13 protein-coding genes are annotated in these 13,980 nt (G+C 38.9%); 8 read left to right on the top strand and 5 right to left on the bottom strand.

Features of this window, described 5'->3' with window-relative positions:
* The first annotated feature begins 43 nt into the window (after window positions 1–43).
* From EXH44_RS02695 to EXH44_RS02675, 5 genes are all read left to right on the top strand, one after another.
* Window positions 44–2,671 (top strand): penicillin-binding protein 1A, encoded by a 2,628-nt coding sequence (locus tag EXH44_RS02695; protein WP_162856160.1) that lies wholly within the window; start codon window positions 44–46, stop codon window positions 2,669–2,671.
* A gap of 227 nt (window positions 2,672–2,898) precedes the next feature.
* Window positions 2,899–3,420: a shikimate kinase AroK gene (gene aroK, locus EXH44_RS02690; RefSeq protein ID WP_162856159.1), complete on the top strand. Its 522-nt coding sequence runs from the start codon at window positions 2,899–2,901 to the stop codon at window positions 3,418–3,420.
* A 14-nt stretch (window positions 3,421–3,434) separates the two neighbouring features.
* Window positions 3,435–4,523, top strand: coding sequence for a 3-dehydroquinate synthase (aroB, locus tag EXH44_RS02685; protein ID WP_162856158.1), 1,089 nt, complete (start codon window positions 3,435–3,437; stop codon window positions 4,521–4,523).
* Window positions 4,524–4,532: 9 nt separating this feature from the next.
* Window positions 4,533–5,351: a Dam family site-specific DNA-(adenine-N6)-methyltransferase gene (locus tag EXH44_RS02680; RefSeq protein ID WP_162856157.1), complete on the top strand. Its 819-nt coding sequence runs from the start codon at window positions 4,533–4,535 to the stop codon at window positions 5,349–5,351.
* Between the two features lie 28 nt (window positions 5,352–5,379).
* A complete protein-coding gene (locus EXH44_RS02675) occupies window positions 5,380–6,738 on the top strand; it encodes a sodium-dependent transporter (protein ID WP_162856156.1) in 1,359 nt (452 codons plus the stop codon).
* Between the two features lie 41 nt (window positions 6,739–6,779).
* On the opposite strand, the gene EXH44_RS02670 is transcribed toward EXH44_RS02675, so the two are convergent.
* From EXH44_RS02670 to argR, 5 genes are all read right to left on the bottom strand, one after another.
* On the bottom strand, window positions 6,780–7,238 hold the full coding sequence (locus EXH44_RS02670) for a pyridoxamine 5'-phosphate oxidase family protein (protein ID WP_162856155.1): 459 nt from the start codon (window positions 7,236–7,238) through the stop codon (window positions 6,780–6,782).
* A 149-nt stretch (window positions 7,239–7,387) separates the two neighbouring features.
* Complete coding sequence (locus EXH44_RS02665) at window positions 7,388–8,314, bottom strand: LysR family transcriptional regulator (RefSeq protein WP_162856154.1); 927 nt, start codon at window positions 8,312–8,314, stop codon at window positions 7,388–7,390.
* Between the two features lie 182 nt (window positions 8,315–8,496).
* Window positions 8,497–10,131 (bottom strand): glutamine hydrolyzing CTP synthase, encoded by a 1,635-nt coding sequence (gene pyrG, locus EXH44_RS02660; RefSeq protein ID WP_162856153.1) that lies wholly within the window; start codon window positions 10,129–10,131, stop codon window positions 8,497–8,499.
* Between the two features lie 95 nt (window positions 10,132–10,226).
* Entirely contained in the window at window positions 10,227–11,108 is an 882-nt protein-coding gene (locus EXH44_RS02655; protein ID WP_162856152.1) for a TIGR01777 family oxidoreductase, read from the bottom strand.
* The gene (gene argR, locus EXH44_RS02650) at window positions 11,108–11,569 is read right to left on the bottom strand and encodes a transcriptional regulator ArgR (protein WP_162856151.1); all 462 of its coding nucleotides are present in this window, start codon (window positions 11,567–11,569) and stop codon (window positions 11,108–11,110) included. Before argR ends, EXH44_RS02655 begins: the two co-directional genes overlap by 1 nt.
* A gap of 195 nt (window positions 11,570–11,764) precedes the next feature.
* On the opposite strand from argR, the gene mdh reads away from it, so the two are divergent.
* The 3 genes from mdh (at window position 11,765) to EXH44_RS02635 (ending at window position 13,974) form a co-directional block, all read left to right on the top strand.
* A complete protein-coding gene (gene mdh / locus EXH44_RS02645; RefSeq protein ID WP_162856150.1) occupies window positions 11,765–12,709 on the top strand; it encodes a malate dehydrogenase in 945 nt (314 codons plus the stop codon).
* A gap of 102 nt (window positions 12,710–12,811) precedes the next feature.
* Window positions 12,812–13,078 carry a DUF3761 domain-containing protein gene (locus EXH44_RS02640; RefSeq protein ID WP_244238742.1) on the top strand — a complete coding sequence of 89 codons (267 nt, stop codon included), beginning with the start codon at window positions 12,812–12,814 and terminating at the stop codon, window positions 13,076–13,078.
* Window positions 13,079–13,125: 47 nt separating this feature from the next.
* Window positions 13,126–13,974, top strand: a complete 849-nt coding sequence (locus EXH44_RS02635) for a co-chaperone YbbN (RefSeq protein WP_162856149.1) — start codon at window positions 13,126–13,128, stop codon at window positions 13,972–13,974.
* The last annotated feature ends 6 nt before the right edge of the window (window positions 13,975–13,980 follow it).

The following is a 13,980-nucleotide window of genomic DNA, read 5'->3' as shown; positions in this document are numbered from 1 at the left end:
CCTAGAATTATCCTTTCGTCATTTAGCAAAAGAGAATTTTTCGATGAAGATCGTAAAAATCATATTTAGTGCTTTACTTACACTAATAATTGTGGGTCTAGTTGCAGCAGGTTTTCTTTATGTCCATTTAAAAGAAGACTTGCCTGATGTAGCAAGCCTAAAAACCGTTGAACTTCAACAACCTATGCAGATTTTTACCGCAGACGGTAAACTCATTGGAGAAGTGGGGGAACAACGCCGTATTCCTGTGAAACTTGCCGATATTCCGCAAACCTTAATTGATGCGATTATTGCGACGGAAGATACCCGTTTTTATGAACATAAGGGGATCGATCCTAAAGGCATTATGCGTGCCGTTTGGCGTTCAAGCCAAGGGGATACGCAAGGGGCGAGTACCATTACGCAACAATTGGCGAGAAACTTCTTTTTATCTCCTGAGCGTAAAATGGAGCGTAAGTTAAAAGAAGTAATTTTAGCGTTAGAAATTGAAGAAAATCTTTCTAAGAATGAAATTTTAGAGCTATATCTCAATAAAATTTATTTGGGATATCGCTCTTATGGGGTGGCAGCAGCTGCAAAAATCTACTTCGGCAAAAAGCTTGATGAGTTAACTTTATCTGAAATTGCAATTATTGCGGGTTTACCAAAAGCCCCTTCTACGATGAATCCACTTTTTTCAGTGAAACGTGCTGAAAATCGCCGTAATGTTGTGCTTGGTCGTATGTTGGAAATTGGTAAAATTACAAAAGAGCAATATGAACAAGCCAAATCAGAACCAATTAAAGCAAAATATTATGGCGCAGCATTAGAATTTAAAGCTGATTATGTAACAGAAATGATTCGTCAAGAAATGGTTAAACGCTATGGCGAAGAAGTTGCTTATACTAAAGGTTTCCAAGTATTTGCGACAGTGTTATCTGCTGATCAAAAGGAAGCGCAAGATGCCTTGCGTAATAATTTGATTGATTATGATCGTCGTCATGGCTGGCGTGGGGCAGAGAAGTTATGGAGTCCTAAAGAGAGTGCGTGGGACGAAGAAAAGATTATCGATCACTTAAGTAAATTACCAAGCTCCGAGCCTTTTATTGGTGCTGTCGTATTAGCCATTTCAAAAGATAAAGCGAATATCATGCTACCAACAGGAGATCGCGCAGAAATTAAAATGTCTAGTATGCGCTGGGCGAGAAAATTTATTAATGATTCAGCGCAAGGTAAAGCGCCTACTCAAGTGAAAGATGTGATCAATGTTGGAGAACAAATTTGGGTTCGTCAAAATAGTAAGGACGAATGGGAGTTAGGGCAAATTCCAGATGTTAATTCAGCATTAGTTTCACTAAATAGTGATAATGGTGCGATTGAAGCGATTGTTGGTGGTTTTAGTTTTGAACAAAGCCGTTTTAATCGCGCGACACAATCTTTAGTACAAGTGGGATCTTCCATTAAACCATTTATTTATGCTGCTGCATTAAATAAAGGATTAAGTCTTTCGACAACCTTAAGTGATACGCCAATTACTATTACAAAACGCGGACAAAAACCGTGGACACCGAAAAATTCACCGAATGTTTATGAGGGTTCGTTGCGTTTACGAGTAGGTTTGGGTAAATCCAAAAACGTGATGATGGTACGTGCAGTGCAGATGGCTGGTGTAGAGTATGTAGCGGGTTACTTACAACGCTTTGGCTTCCAAAAAGAGCAATATCAAGCGACAGAAGCATTGGCATTAGGGGCGGCTTCCTTTACGCCGTTAGAAATGGCTAGAGGATATGCAGTTTTTGATAATGGTGGCTATTTAATCGAGCCTTATATCATTGACCGTATTTTAGATAGCTCAGGTAATGAACTCTTTAAAGCAAACCCTGCGATTGCGTGTTTAGAATGTAATGATAAGCCTGTGATTTATCCTGAACCAGAGTATTTTGATTTTGTAAAAATTGAAGAGAAGAAACAGTCTTCTGAAGAAGTTGTTGTTGAGTCTCCAAAGGATGATGATAATGATGCGATTCCAGAGTTAGATATTAGTCCAACGGCGAAGCAAGATGCACCAAGTTTAATGGCAAATGCTGCTGCAACAAGCCAAGAAATTCGTTATGCACCAAGAGTTGTTAGCGGTGAAATTGCCTTTTTAATGCGTAGTGCTTTAAAGACAGCAATTACAGGGGAACCAGGTCAAAGTTGGAAAGGGACGAGTTGGCGTGTAGCCAATGAAATTAAGCGTAAGGATATTGGTGGTAAAACTGGGACAACCAATAATGCAAAAGTGACATGGTATGCTGGCTTTGGGGCGAATTTAGTGACTGCAGTCTATGTTGGTTTTGATGATAATAAGCGAGAATTAGGCCGTGGTGAAGCCGGTGCGCAAACGGCATTACCTGCTTGGATCAAATATATGAAGGTCGCATTAGCTGACAAAGAAGAGCGTGCCGAAGTATTGCCTGCAAATATCATTGAAGTTAAAATCGATCCAACAAGTGGCTTCCTAGGCAATGGATTAACAGAGTTCTTCATTAAAGGCACCGAGCCAACAAAACGCTATATTGTACAAAAAGCTGTTCAAGCGCCTGGACAATTGCCTGGACAATCTCAACCAAAACAGCATGAGGCACTAGAACAGCGTTTAGGTTTACCTCCACCAGGTGTTTTACAGCACCAAGGAAAAGAATTATTCTAAAATGTGATAATTCTCTTTGTTTAGGTTGAAAAGTAGGGCGATTTATTGAGATAATATCGCCCATCTTTATTTTGGGGCGATTTGTGGAAAATTCAGTAAATAAGTGTTTTAATTTTAATCACTTTTGTAAAATTCAACATAAAACAGACCGCTTGTATTATACAAGCGGTCTGTTTTTTCAAATAATCACAAATCAATAATTTTAATTTTTATTCTTTAGAAAAATAATGGCAGAAAAACGTAATATTTTCTTAATTGGTCCTATGGGTGCTGGTAAAAGTACTATTGGACGTCAATTAGCACAAATGCTAAATATGGATTTTTTGGATTCAGATGCTGTAATTGAAGAGCGTGCAGGTGCTGATATTGATTGGATTTTTGATATTGAAGGGGAAGCAGGATTTCGTAAACGTGAAGAGCGTGTACTAAATGAGCTAACCCAATCGCATGGTTTGGTACTTTCAACAGGCGGTGGTTCTGTGCTTTCCAAAGATAACCGTAATGTCCTCTCTGCTCGTGGTATTGTGGTTTATCTTGAAACCACCGTAGATAAACAGTTTGAGCGTACTCAACGTGATAAAAAACGTCCGTTATTACAAACGGAAGATCCGTATCAAACGTTGGTCGAACTGGCGAAAATTCGTAATCCGCTTTATGAAGAAATTGCAGATATCATTTTGCAGACTGATGAACAAAGTGCAAAAGTAGTCGCAACGCAAATCATTGATATGATTGATAATTTACAGTAACTAAGGATGTCTATATGTTGCAAGTCAATGTGGAATTAAAAGAGCGTCGTTATCCTATTTCAATAGGTGACGGATTATTAGCAGATCCAACGAGTTATCATCCATTAAAGTCAGGAGATAAAGTGATGATCGTGTCTAATCCAACGGTTGCTTCCCATTATCTTGCAACGGTAGAACAAACGCTAAGTGCTATTGGCTGTAAAGTCGATTCAGTGTTGATTCCCGATGGTGAGCAACATAAAAACCTTGATTCACTCAATCTTATTTTTACCGCATTACTTGAAAAAAATCATAATCGTGATTCAGTATTAATTGCGTTAGGTGGTGGTGTTATTGGTGATGTAGCAGGATATGCTGCAGCGTCTTATCAACGAGGTATCCGTTTTATTCAAATTCCTACCACCTTATTGGCACAAGTGGACTCTTCCGTTGGAGGAAAAACGGCAGTAAACCACCCGCTTGGTAAAAATATGATTGGGGCATTTTATCAGCCCATTTCGGTTATTGTTGATACAAATACCTTAAAAACCTTGCCCAAACGTGAAGTGAGTGCAGGCTTAGCGGAAGTAATCAAATATGGTGCGATTTTTGATATTCAATTTTTTGAATGGCTTGAACTGCATATTGATGATCTCGTTTCCCTTGAACAGTCTGCGTTAGAGTATTGTATTCAACGTTGTTGCCAACTGAAAGCCGATGTGGTGGCTCGTGATGAAACAGAAAAAGGCGATCGTGCTTTGTTAAATTTGGGTCACACCTTTGGACACGCTATTGAAGCACACCTAGGCTATGGTAACTGGTTACATGGGGAAGCGGTTGCCGTTGGGATGCTTGAAGCAGCAGCCTTATCTCATATTCTTGGTGATCTCACGGAACAAGATGTAGCTCGTTTAGAAAAATTGATTGCTCGTGCAACGTTGCCAACGATTTCACCAGATGGTATGCAACCTGAAGAATATTTGCCTTATATGTGGCGAGATAAGAAAGTATTAAGCGGTCAGTTGCGCTTGATTTTATTAAAATCACTTGGTAAGGCTTATGTTACTGCTCAAGCGACAGAAAACCAAGTTTTAGATGCCATTCGTCGATTTACTCAATTCTAAACCTCGATAATGAAACAGCGAGCCTTTTTAAAATGGGCAGGTGGAAAATATCGCCTGACCGATGAAATTAATCGGCATTTGCCAAAAAAGGCTTGTCTTGTAGAGCCTTTTGTTGGTGCAGGCTCGGTGTTTCTTAATTCCAATTTTGAGCGTTATATTCTTGCGGATATTAATCCTGATCTGATTAATTTATTTAATGTAATTAAATTAGATGTGGAGAAGTATATTCGAGAAGCAAAAACGCTTTTTAACGATCCCCAAGCTAATAGTGCAATATTTTATTATGAGCGGCGTGCGGAATTTAATTTTTCTCAAGATGCATTTCGTCGTTCTGTTCTATTTCTCTATTTAAATCGTTTTGGTTTTAATGGGTTATGCCGTTATAACCAGAAACATGAATACAATGTGCCTTTTGGCGATTATAAAACACACTATTTCCCAGAAAAGGAGCTACGTTCTTTTGCAGAAAAGGCACAAAAAGCAATATTTATTTGTGCGGATTTTCATCAAGTCTTTCAATATTTGTTAGAGAATCCTGATGATTATGTGGTTTATTGTGATCCACCTTATGCTCCTCTGAACCAAGAAACCAATTTTACCCATTATGCGGGTGGTGGTTTCTCTCTTGAGCAGCAGATAGCGTTAGCTGAGAGAGCGAAACAAGCTCAGAAAGCTAAAATTCCTGTGCTCATTTCAAATCATGATACTGAGTTTACTCGGCAAATCTATCGTGGAGCGAAAATAAAGAAACTGAAAGTGCAACGTCATATTGGTCAATCCAGTGACTCTCGAATTAAAGTCGATGAACTTTTTGCTCTGTTCTCTTAACTTCCTTTTGTATGCAGTAGGAAAAAATATGAATACACAACCCCAAGAACGCCAATCGTGGTCAAATCGATTGGCATATATTATGACCGTAGCAGGTGCAACCGTTGGTTTTGGTGCAACGTGGCGTTTCCCTTATTTAGTCGGAGAAAATGGTGGCGGAGCTTATGTAGCCTTATTTTGTATCGCAATGATCGTTATCGGTATTCCGATGATCTTAGTAGAAAATGTGATTGGTCGCCGTATGCGAGTAAATGCCATTGATGCCTTTACTGGAAAAGCGAATGGTAAAGCCATTCACCCTGCGTGGAAAATCTTGGGTTATATGGGATTGTTAGGATCTTTTGGTATCCTTGCTTACTATATGGTGCTTGGTGGTTGGGTATTAAATTATATCGGCAGTCTTGTGACAGGCGGTTTAGATCTCTCATCACCTGTTACCGTAGAAACCACATCTGCCTATTTCAAAGAGAGTATTTTCAACAGCCCGGTTACCATTCTGGCTTATACAGGCTTGTTTGTCTTAGTAAACTACTTCATCTTAGTCAAAGGCATAGTTGATGGTATTGAGCGTTCGGTTAAATATTTGATGCCTTTACTCTTTATTTTCTTAATCATTATGGTGATCCGTAATGTCACTTTACCTGGGGCAGCGGAAGGGATTAAATTCTATTTAATGCCTGATTTCTCAAAAATTACACCGCAATTATTTGTCTTTGTATTAGGACAAGTCTTCTTTGCTCTGAGCTTAGGTTTCGGCGTATTAATTACCCTTTCAAGCTACTTAGACAAAAAAGAAAATCTGGTGAGAACAGCGACAATCACAGGGGTATTAAATACAGTAATTGCAGTAATGGCAGGCTTTATGATCTTCCCATCACTCTTTAGCTTTGGCATTGCCCCAAATTCAGGCCCAACTCTCGTCTTCCAAAGCCTACCGATTGTTTTCTCTAATATGTGGGGCGGTACGATCTTTGCCATTATTTTCTTTGGCTTATTAGTGGTTGCAGCATTAACGACTTCATTAACCATCTATGAAGTGATCATCACCGCGCTACAAGAAAAAACAAAAATGAGTAGAAAAATGGCGATATTTTGGACTTTAACACTCATCTTTATTTTAGGTAATGTGCCATCTGTTTTAGGTGATAATGTTTGGAAAGATGTCACCATTATGGGTAAAAGTATTTTTGATGCTTTTGATTATATTAGTGGAAATATTTTATTCATCCTTACTGCATTAGGTAGTGCTATTTTCGTTGGCTTTGTCTTAAAAGATGAAGCGAAGGAAGAGTTAGGGGCAGGGAAAACATTAACGAATTTGTGGTTTAATTACGTTCGTTTCGTCATTCCACTTATTATCCTTGTGATTTTCTTTAAATCACTTTAATCATTAGAGATAAGGGAAAGCAATTGCTTTCCCTTTGTTTTTTATACAGGAATATTGTCTGGTATGATATTGTTTTGAGATTCATTTCTTTTCCATTCTACTGTGGAAAATAAACCTAATGAGTTATCAATAAGCCTTACGTATTCTAATTGCACTTCCCAAATGGATAGTTTGTCGATAAGTTCATGGGAATATTCTTTTTTATATAATTCCTTTGCGGTTTCGTATTCTTTTCCCTTAAGAAGTTTAGTTTTTCCCGTAAATTGAATCCCTTGTAATGAAGGGTGAAAACGAGTCGGAGTAAATATCGTTCCTGATACATTAGGATTTTCTTGCATAACCTTACTATGATAAGTTTGTTCTCCAGTAACATAGATCAGGCGACGATTTTCCTCATCAAAAACATAATAAAATGCATTTGCCCATGGAAGATTATTTTGAGAACAACATAATGTGCAGAGATATTTTTTTTGAATAAAAGAAAAGATGCGCTTTTGCATATTGATGTACCTTAAATGCAATACATTGATTTTAATCGAGTTTGACTTAACGCCGAAAAAAATATACAACTAAATGGATTACAAAACAACCGCCAATTTACATTAATGGTTGTTTTGTCAGCAAAATATAGAAAGGTAATTTAATGAATTTATTCTAAAACAAGTAGGCTAGGAAGTGAGCTAAAACTTTCAGATTTTACAGTATTATGAAAATCCGTAATATATGCCGCATTTGCATCGTTTTCTCGTATAGCACTATAAAGTTTACTATATAGACCATACTCTGTAATTTTACGAGCAACGACATAGCCCCTTTCTAAATAAGGTTTTACCGCCCAATAGGGTAATGCTGCAACGCCACGTTTACTTGCGACTAATTGAATAATTGCAATAGTTAGCTCGCTTGTTCTACGTGCAGGATTGATACCAGCAGGAAAAAGGACTTTTCGTAATAAATCGAGCATATCATCGGGTACAGGATAGTGAATTAAAGTCTCATCACGGAAATCTTCAGCTTCCCATACTTCTTTTTGTGCTAAAGGATGATCTTTAGAGCAAATCGCAACCATTTCGTAAGAAAAAAGGGGGGTATAGGATATTCCTGAAATTTCTTCTATTTCAGATACGACAGCCCAATCTGCTCGGTGAGTGAGTAATAGCCCAACCGTATCCGTATGGAATCCAGATACGATATCTAATTCTACAAGCGGCCAACTTTTACGGAATGCGTCCATCGCAGGCATGAGCCAATCAAAACAAGTATGGCACTCCACTGCAATTCTTAATTCTCCTAATTCCCCTTGTTTAATGCGTGCAACATCTAATTCAGCTTCCATAACTTTAGGTAAAATGTCATAAGCAAGCTGAACTAAACGTTCTCCAGCAACGGTGAAACGAATAGGTTGCGTTTTTCGTTCAAATAAAGTGAGGTCGTATTGGTCTTCCAATAGCTTGATTTGATGAGAGAGTGCAGACTGTGTTAAATGAACACGTTTAGCTGCTAAAGAAACGCTACCACTTTCTTTTAATGCTTGTAGGGTTTTTAGGTGGCGAAGTTCAAGGAAGATGGGTTTCATTATTTAAAATTCTCATATTAAGAAATAATAATATGAAAAATAATAACATTAATTATTTAATAAGGTAACTTAAACTTATATGGAGAGTAATTATTCTATATTGACGCATCACAGTGATGCATAAAAAAGGTCAGTTTCTTTGCAAAATTTGCAACTAAACTGACCGCTTTTAGTATTAAGGATTAAGCGTTTTTACCTTGATGCTCTTTCGCTGCTTTTACAAATCCTTCAAATAACGGATGTCCGTCACGTGGAGTAGAAGTAAATTCTGGGTGGAATTGTGCTGCGATAAACCAAGGGTGGTTTGGCACTTCAATGATTTCGACTAATTTACGATCTGCCGATAAACCGCTCACTTTCAAGCCTGCAGCTTCAATTTGTGGAAGTAATGTATTGTTTACTTCATAGCGGTGGCGGTGGCGTTCAACGATCGTTTCAGCCCCATACACTTCGCGTGCTTTTGTGCCTTCGATTAAGTGGCATTGTTGTGCGCCTAAACGCATTGTACCGCCTAAATCTGATTCATCTGAGCGAGTCTCAACATTCCCTGATTCATCTTGCCATTCGGTAATTAAACCAACGACAGGTTGTGGGCAGTCTTTATCAAACTCTGATGAGTTCGCTTGGGTTAAACCTGCAACATTACGAGCGTATTCAATCAATGCAATTTGCATACCTAAACAAATACCCAAGTATGGAATTTTATTTTCACGCGCATATTGTGCAGTACGGATTTTCCCTTCCACACCACGATAGCCAAAACCGCCAGGGACTAAAATCGCATCAACCCCTTGTAACACTTCAACACCTTTGGTTTCTATATCTTGTGAATCAATATATTTAATGTTCACCGTTAAACGATTTTTCAAGCCTGCGTGTTTTAATGCTTCATTGACCGATTTGTAAGCGTCTGGTAACTCAACATATTTACCGACCATACCAATAGTCACTTCACCCGTTGGGTTTGCTTGTTGGTAAAGCACTTGTTCCCATTCAGATAAATCTGCTTCTTTGCAAGTTAAGCGGAAGCGATCACAAACGAAATCGTCTAAACCTTGCGATTTTAATAACGCTGGAATACGGTAGATAGAATCAACATCTTTAAGAGAAATAACCGCACGCTCAGGAACATTACAGAATAACGCGATTTTCGCACGTTCATTTGCTGGGATCATACGATCTGAACGGCAGATCAACACATCCGGTTGAATACCGATAGAGAGCAACTCTTTCACTGAGTGCTGTGTTGGCTTGGTTTTCACTTCACCTGCCGTTGGGATATATGGCACAAGGGTTAAGTGCATAAACAACGTTTTTTCGCGACCTACATCAACGGCTAATTGACGTAATGCTTCCAAGAACGGTAACGATTCAATATCGCCTACAGTGCCACCCACTTCAACGATTGCAACATCGTGACCTTTACCACCTTCAATCACGCGTGCTTTGATTTCGTTCGTAATATGTGGAATAACTTGGATCGTTGCACCTAAATAGTCACCACGACGCTCTTTACGCAAAACTTCTGAGTAGATCTTACCGCTTGTAAAGTTGTTCGCTTTGGTCATTTTGGTACGGATAAAACGCTCATAGTGACCTAAGTCTAAATCCGTTTCTGCACCGTCTTGAGTCACGAATACTTCACCGTGTTGCGTTGGACTCATCGTACCTGGATCGACATTGATATAAGGATCAAGCTTCATAATAGTGACATCTAAGCCACGCGCTTCAAGAATTGATGCTAACGACGCAGCCGCAATGCCTTTTCCTAAAGAAGAAACAACACCGCCCGTCACGAAAATATAATTCGTTGCCATTTTGTCTGCCTTTTGTGTGATAAATCGAGTTGAAATTCGGAATGGAATAAACCATCAGGACGGGAGCGTAGTTTACAGCAAAATACGTTGTGAATCTAGCCCTGAAATTCGAGTACTTTTTCTAAGCTATCTTCAAACACAAAGCCCATCTCCGTTAAATGCTTTGGTACAAGCGGTTGGTTATCGAGTAATAATTGCGAACGCTCACCCAATAGACATTTTAAGATAAAAGCAGGCACGTTAAAAAAGGCTGGGCGACCTAACATTTTTGCCAGAGCCCCATTAAAGTCTGCATTTGTCGCCGATTTTGGCGCAACGAGATTAAACGCACCTTGGCATTGTGAGTGATTTAATAGAAATAAAATAGCACGAATTTCATCATTTAAGGAAATCCAAGCCCAATGCTGTTTACCTGAACCCAATTTTCCACCCAGTCCTAAACGATAAAGGGGAAGCATCTGCTTTAATGCTCCGCCTTGTTTATCTAACACAATCCCTGTACGAATCAAACAGACACGTGTTTTTTCACTTTGTGCTTTTAAAGCACTGGCTTCCCATTGTTGACAAAGTTGGGCGGGAAAAGCCCTGCCACAAGCGGTCAGTTCATCATAATTTTTTGCAAAAGGAAGATCGCCATAATAGCCCGTGGCTGATCCTGAAATGAAGGTATGGGGTGGTGTTGAACTCGCTTGAATACGTGCAACAAGTTGTTCTGTGATGTCAAGCCGACTTTGTAGTAATATCTGCTTTTGTTTTGCTGTCCAAGCTTTATCAAAAATAGGTTCACCAGCGAGATTAATCACCGCATCAAACTGATTGAAATTTTCGACATTTGCCAAATTTTGGCAATAAGTCACCGCTTGTTGAGACGGTTTTTGTTGGCGAGTGAGCACAGTTAATTGATGCCCTTGTTGAATGAGTGCATGGCATAACGCTGAGCCTATAAAACCGGTTCCGCCGGTGATAAAAATATTCATTAGAGTGAGGTCTCGAAAAGTTCAGTAATATGCTCAATTAAGCTGGCAATCGTCATCTCACGAGTTGGAGTGATAAAAATAGTATCATCGCCTGCAATCGTCCCCAGTATGCCTTCAGCTTTCCCCATAGAATCAAGTAGGCGAGCAATTAATTGGGCTGCGCCAGGGCTTGTACGAACTACGATTAATACATCGTTATGGTCGATATCAATCACCAAATTTTTTAGCGGACTGGATGTTGTGGGAACACTTAATTCAGCAGGAAGTTGGTAAACCATTTCCATCTTGGTATTACGGGTGCGAACTGCGCCAAATTTTGAGAGCATACGAGAGACTTTGGATTGATTAATATGCTCAAAACCCAATTCTTGCAATGCGGTAACAATTTCACTTTGAGAGCTAAATTTTTCTTCTTTTAAAAGTGATTTAAAGGCTTCATTTAGCGAGTCAATTTTTTCCACAGTGCATCCCTTTTATTCAAAAATTTCTTAAATATGCAAAATTATTGCTTATTTATTCACAAAAAACAATCTAAACCGATTTTTTTTCTCGAAAATTTGCGCTAGGTCGCAAAATTACACTTTGCTATTTGAAAATCTATACTATTTTACATACACTTCTGGCATTAAATTTACATAACCTATAAGGAGAAATCTATGAAAGTTGCAGTATTAGGCGCAGCAGGCGGTATCGGTCAAGCACTAGCTTTATTATTGAAGTTACAGCTTCCAGCAGGCACAAACCTTGCTCTTTATGACATCGCACCAGTGACTCCTGGGGTTGCAGTGGATGTAAGCCATATTCCAACCGCAGTAAAAGCCGTTGGCTATGCAGGTGAAGACCCAACTCCAGCGTTAGAAGGTGCAAATTTAGTGTTAATTTCAGCAGGTGTGGCACGTAAGCCTGGTATGGATCGTTCAGATTTATTTAACATCAATGCAGGTATTGTTCGTAACTTAATTGAAAAAGTTGCGACAGTTTGCCCAACAGCTTGCGTAGGTATTATTACAAACCCAGTGAATACGACAGTTGCAATCGCAGCAGAAGTATTGAAAAAAGCGGGTGTTTATGATAAACGTAAATTGTTTGGTGTGACATCGTTAGACGTTTTACGTTCCGAGACCTTTGTTGCTGAATTAAAAGGTAAAGATGTGAGCCGTGTGAAAGTGCCTGTGATTGGTGGTCACTCTGGTGTTACCATTCTTCCATTGCTTTCACAAGCCCATGAAGAAGATAAATTAGACTTTACCGCAGAAGAAGTTGAAGCGTTAACAAAACGAATTCAAAATGCAGGTACTGAAGTGGTTGAAGCAAAAGCTGGTGGCGGATCTGCAACGCTATCTATGGCACAAGCTGCAGCTCGTTTTGCAAATTCAGTCTTGAAAGGCTTGACTGGCGAAAAAGTGGTTGAATATGCCTATGTTGAAGGCAACGGTGAATATGCACGTTTCTTTGCACAACCTGTGGTTTTAGGCTTAAATGGTGTGGAAGAATTATTACCAATTGGTGAAATTAGTACTTATGAAGAAGCAGCAATTCAAGGCATGATCCCAACGCTAAAAGCAGATATTGAATTAGGCGAGAAATTTGTCAACGGTTAATCCTTGAAATTTTATTGTATAATCGTCATTATGTAAGCCGAGAACAGTAATGTTTTCGGCTTTATTTCTATATATGTAATTACTATTTTCTTAGGATCGATTATGAAAAAATACAGTATTATTACTATGCTGACGGCAATAGCGATGTTGACTGCTTGTAGTTCAGGTGAAAAAGTTGAAGTGGTTAAAGCTCCATCTTCTTCAAACGTTGCACCTACAAAAGTTTCCCAAACACAATTACCTGAGAATTTACCAAGTAATGTGACTGCAATTTGCCGAGATGGAACTTATTCAACAGCAACGGATAGCTCTGCTTGTTTGGGCAACGGTGGTGTATCAACAATCATTAATCGTTATCACGCAGAATAAACATTTAGAGCGGTGAGTTTTCTCACCGCTTCATCTTTAGGGATTTTATGGATTATATTATTAATGTTAATGAAACGAATTTTAGTGAAATAATTAAGGCAACAGCTGAAGTGCCTGTGGTATTCCATTTTATTTCACCACGTGAACCGAGTTCATTGGAGATGGAATCGCTTTTTCGACGTTTATCTGATGAATATCCAAAGCAATTTTTATTAGCGATTATTAATTGTGATGATCACCCTATGATTGCATCACAGTTTCGTGTACAAGCGGTGCCAACGAGCTATTTTTTTGCAGATGGTCAACCTGTGGATGCGATTCAAGGCGTAGTAAGTGAACAGGAACTACGTATTCGATTGAGTAATATTCTCCCGAAAGAAGAAGAATTAAAGTTTGCTCAGGCGCTTGAATTTTTAGAAGCAAGCCAATATGACTTAGCGCTTCCCTTATTAAAAAATGCATGGGAATTAACAGAGAAGAAAAATAGCGATTTTGGGTTACTGTACGCAGAAACTTATATTGCGATGAAGCAGATTGAACCGGCTAGAGATATTTTAGCGCAGATCCCGATTCAAGATAGAGACAGTCGTTGGCAAGGCTTACAAGATCAAATTCGTTTATTAGAACAAGCCGCAGATTCACCAGAAATTCAGCAACTTCAAGCGGAGTATGCAAAGACGCAAAAACCTGATATTGCCGTTAAATTAGCGAACCAACTTCATCAAGTTGGAAAAAATGAAGAGGCGTTAAATTTGCTATTTGAATGGTTGAAAAAAGATCTTAGTGCAGGGAATGGCGAGATAAAGACTCAATTTTTAGCTATCCTTTCAGCGATGGGAAATGCAGATCCGTTAGTGGCAAAATATCGTCGACAACTCTATTCCCTATTATATTAATTGATT

The sequence above is a fragment of the Actinobacillus indolicus genome (assembly GCF_004519515.1).
GTDB classification, from domain to species: Bacteria; Pseudomonadota; Gammaproteobacteria; order Enterobacterales; family Pasteurellaceae; genus Glaesserella; species Glaesserella indolica_A.
Note: the sequence above shows the minus strand (reverse complement) of the source record. Positions and strands in the feature narration are given on the sequence as shown.

Bases quoted from the DNA above. Each gene is read 5' to 3' on its own strand.
- EXH44_RS02695 (WP_162856160.1), top strand. From the start codon at position 44: ATGAAGATCGTAAAAATCATATTTAGTGCTTTACTTACACTAATAATT.
- aroK (WP_162856159.1), top strand. From the start codon at position 2,899: ATGGCAGAAAAACGTAATATTTTCTTAATTGGTCCTATGGGTGCTGGT.
- aroB (WP_162856158.1), top strand. From the start codon at position 3,435: ATGTTGCAAGTCAATGTGGAATTAAAAGAGCGTCGTTATCCTATTTCA.
- EXH44_RS02680 (WP_162856157.1), top strand. From the start codon at position 4,533: ATGAAACAGCGAGCCTTTTTAAAATGGGCAGGTGGAAAATATCGCCTG.
- EXH44_RS02675 (WP_162856156.1), top strand. From the start codon at position 5,380: ATGAATACACAACCCCAAGAACGCCAATCGTGGTCAAATCGATTGGCA.
- EXH44_RS02670 (WP_162856155.1), bottom strand. From the start codon at position 7,238: ATGCAAAAGCGCATCTTTTCTTTTATTCAAAAAAAATATCTCTGCACA.
- EXH44_RS02665 (WP_162856154.1), bottom strand. From the start codon at position 8,314: ATGAAACCCATCTTCCTTGAACTTCGCCACCTAAAAACCCTACAAGCA.
- pyrG (WP_162856153.1), bottom strand. From the start codon at position 10,131: ATGGCAACGAATTATATTTTCGTGACGGGCGGTGTTGTTTCTTCTTTA.
- EXH44_RS02655 (WP_162856152.1), bottom strand. From the start codon at position 11,108: ATGAATATTTTTATCACCGGCGGAACCGGTTTTATAGGCTCAGCGTTA.
- mdh (WP_162856150.1), top strand. From the start codon at position 11,765: ATGAAAGTTGCAGTATTAGGCGCAGCAGGCGGTATCGGTCAAGCACTA.
- EXH44_RS02640 (WP_244238742.1), top strand. From the start codon at position 12,812: ATGAAAAAATACAGTATTATTACTATGCTGACGGCAATAGCGATGTTG.
- EXH44_RS02635 (WP_162856149.1), top strand. From the start codon at position 13,126: ATGGATTATATTATTAATGTTAATGAAACGAATTTTAGTGAAATAATT.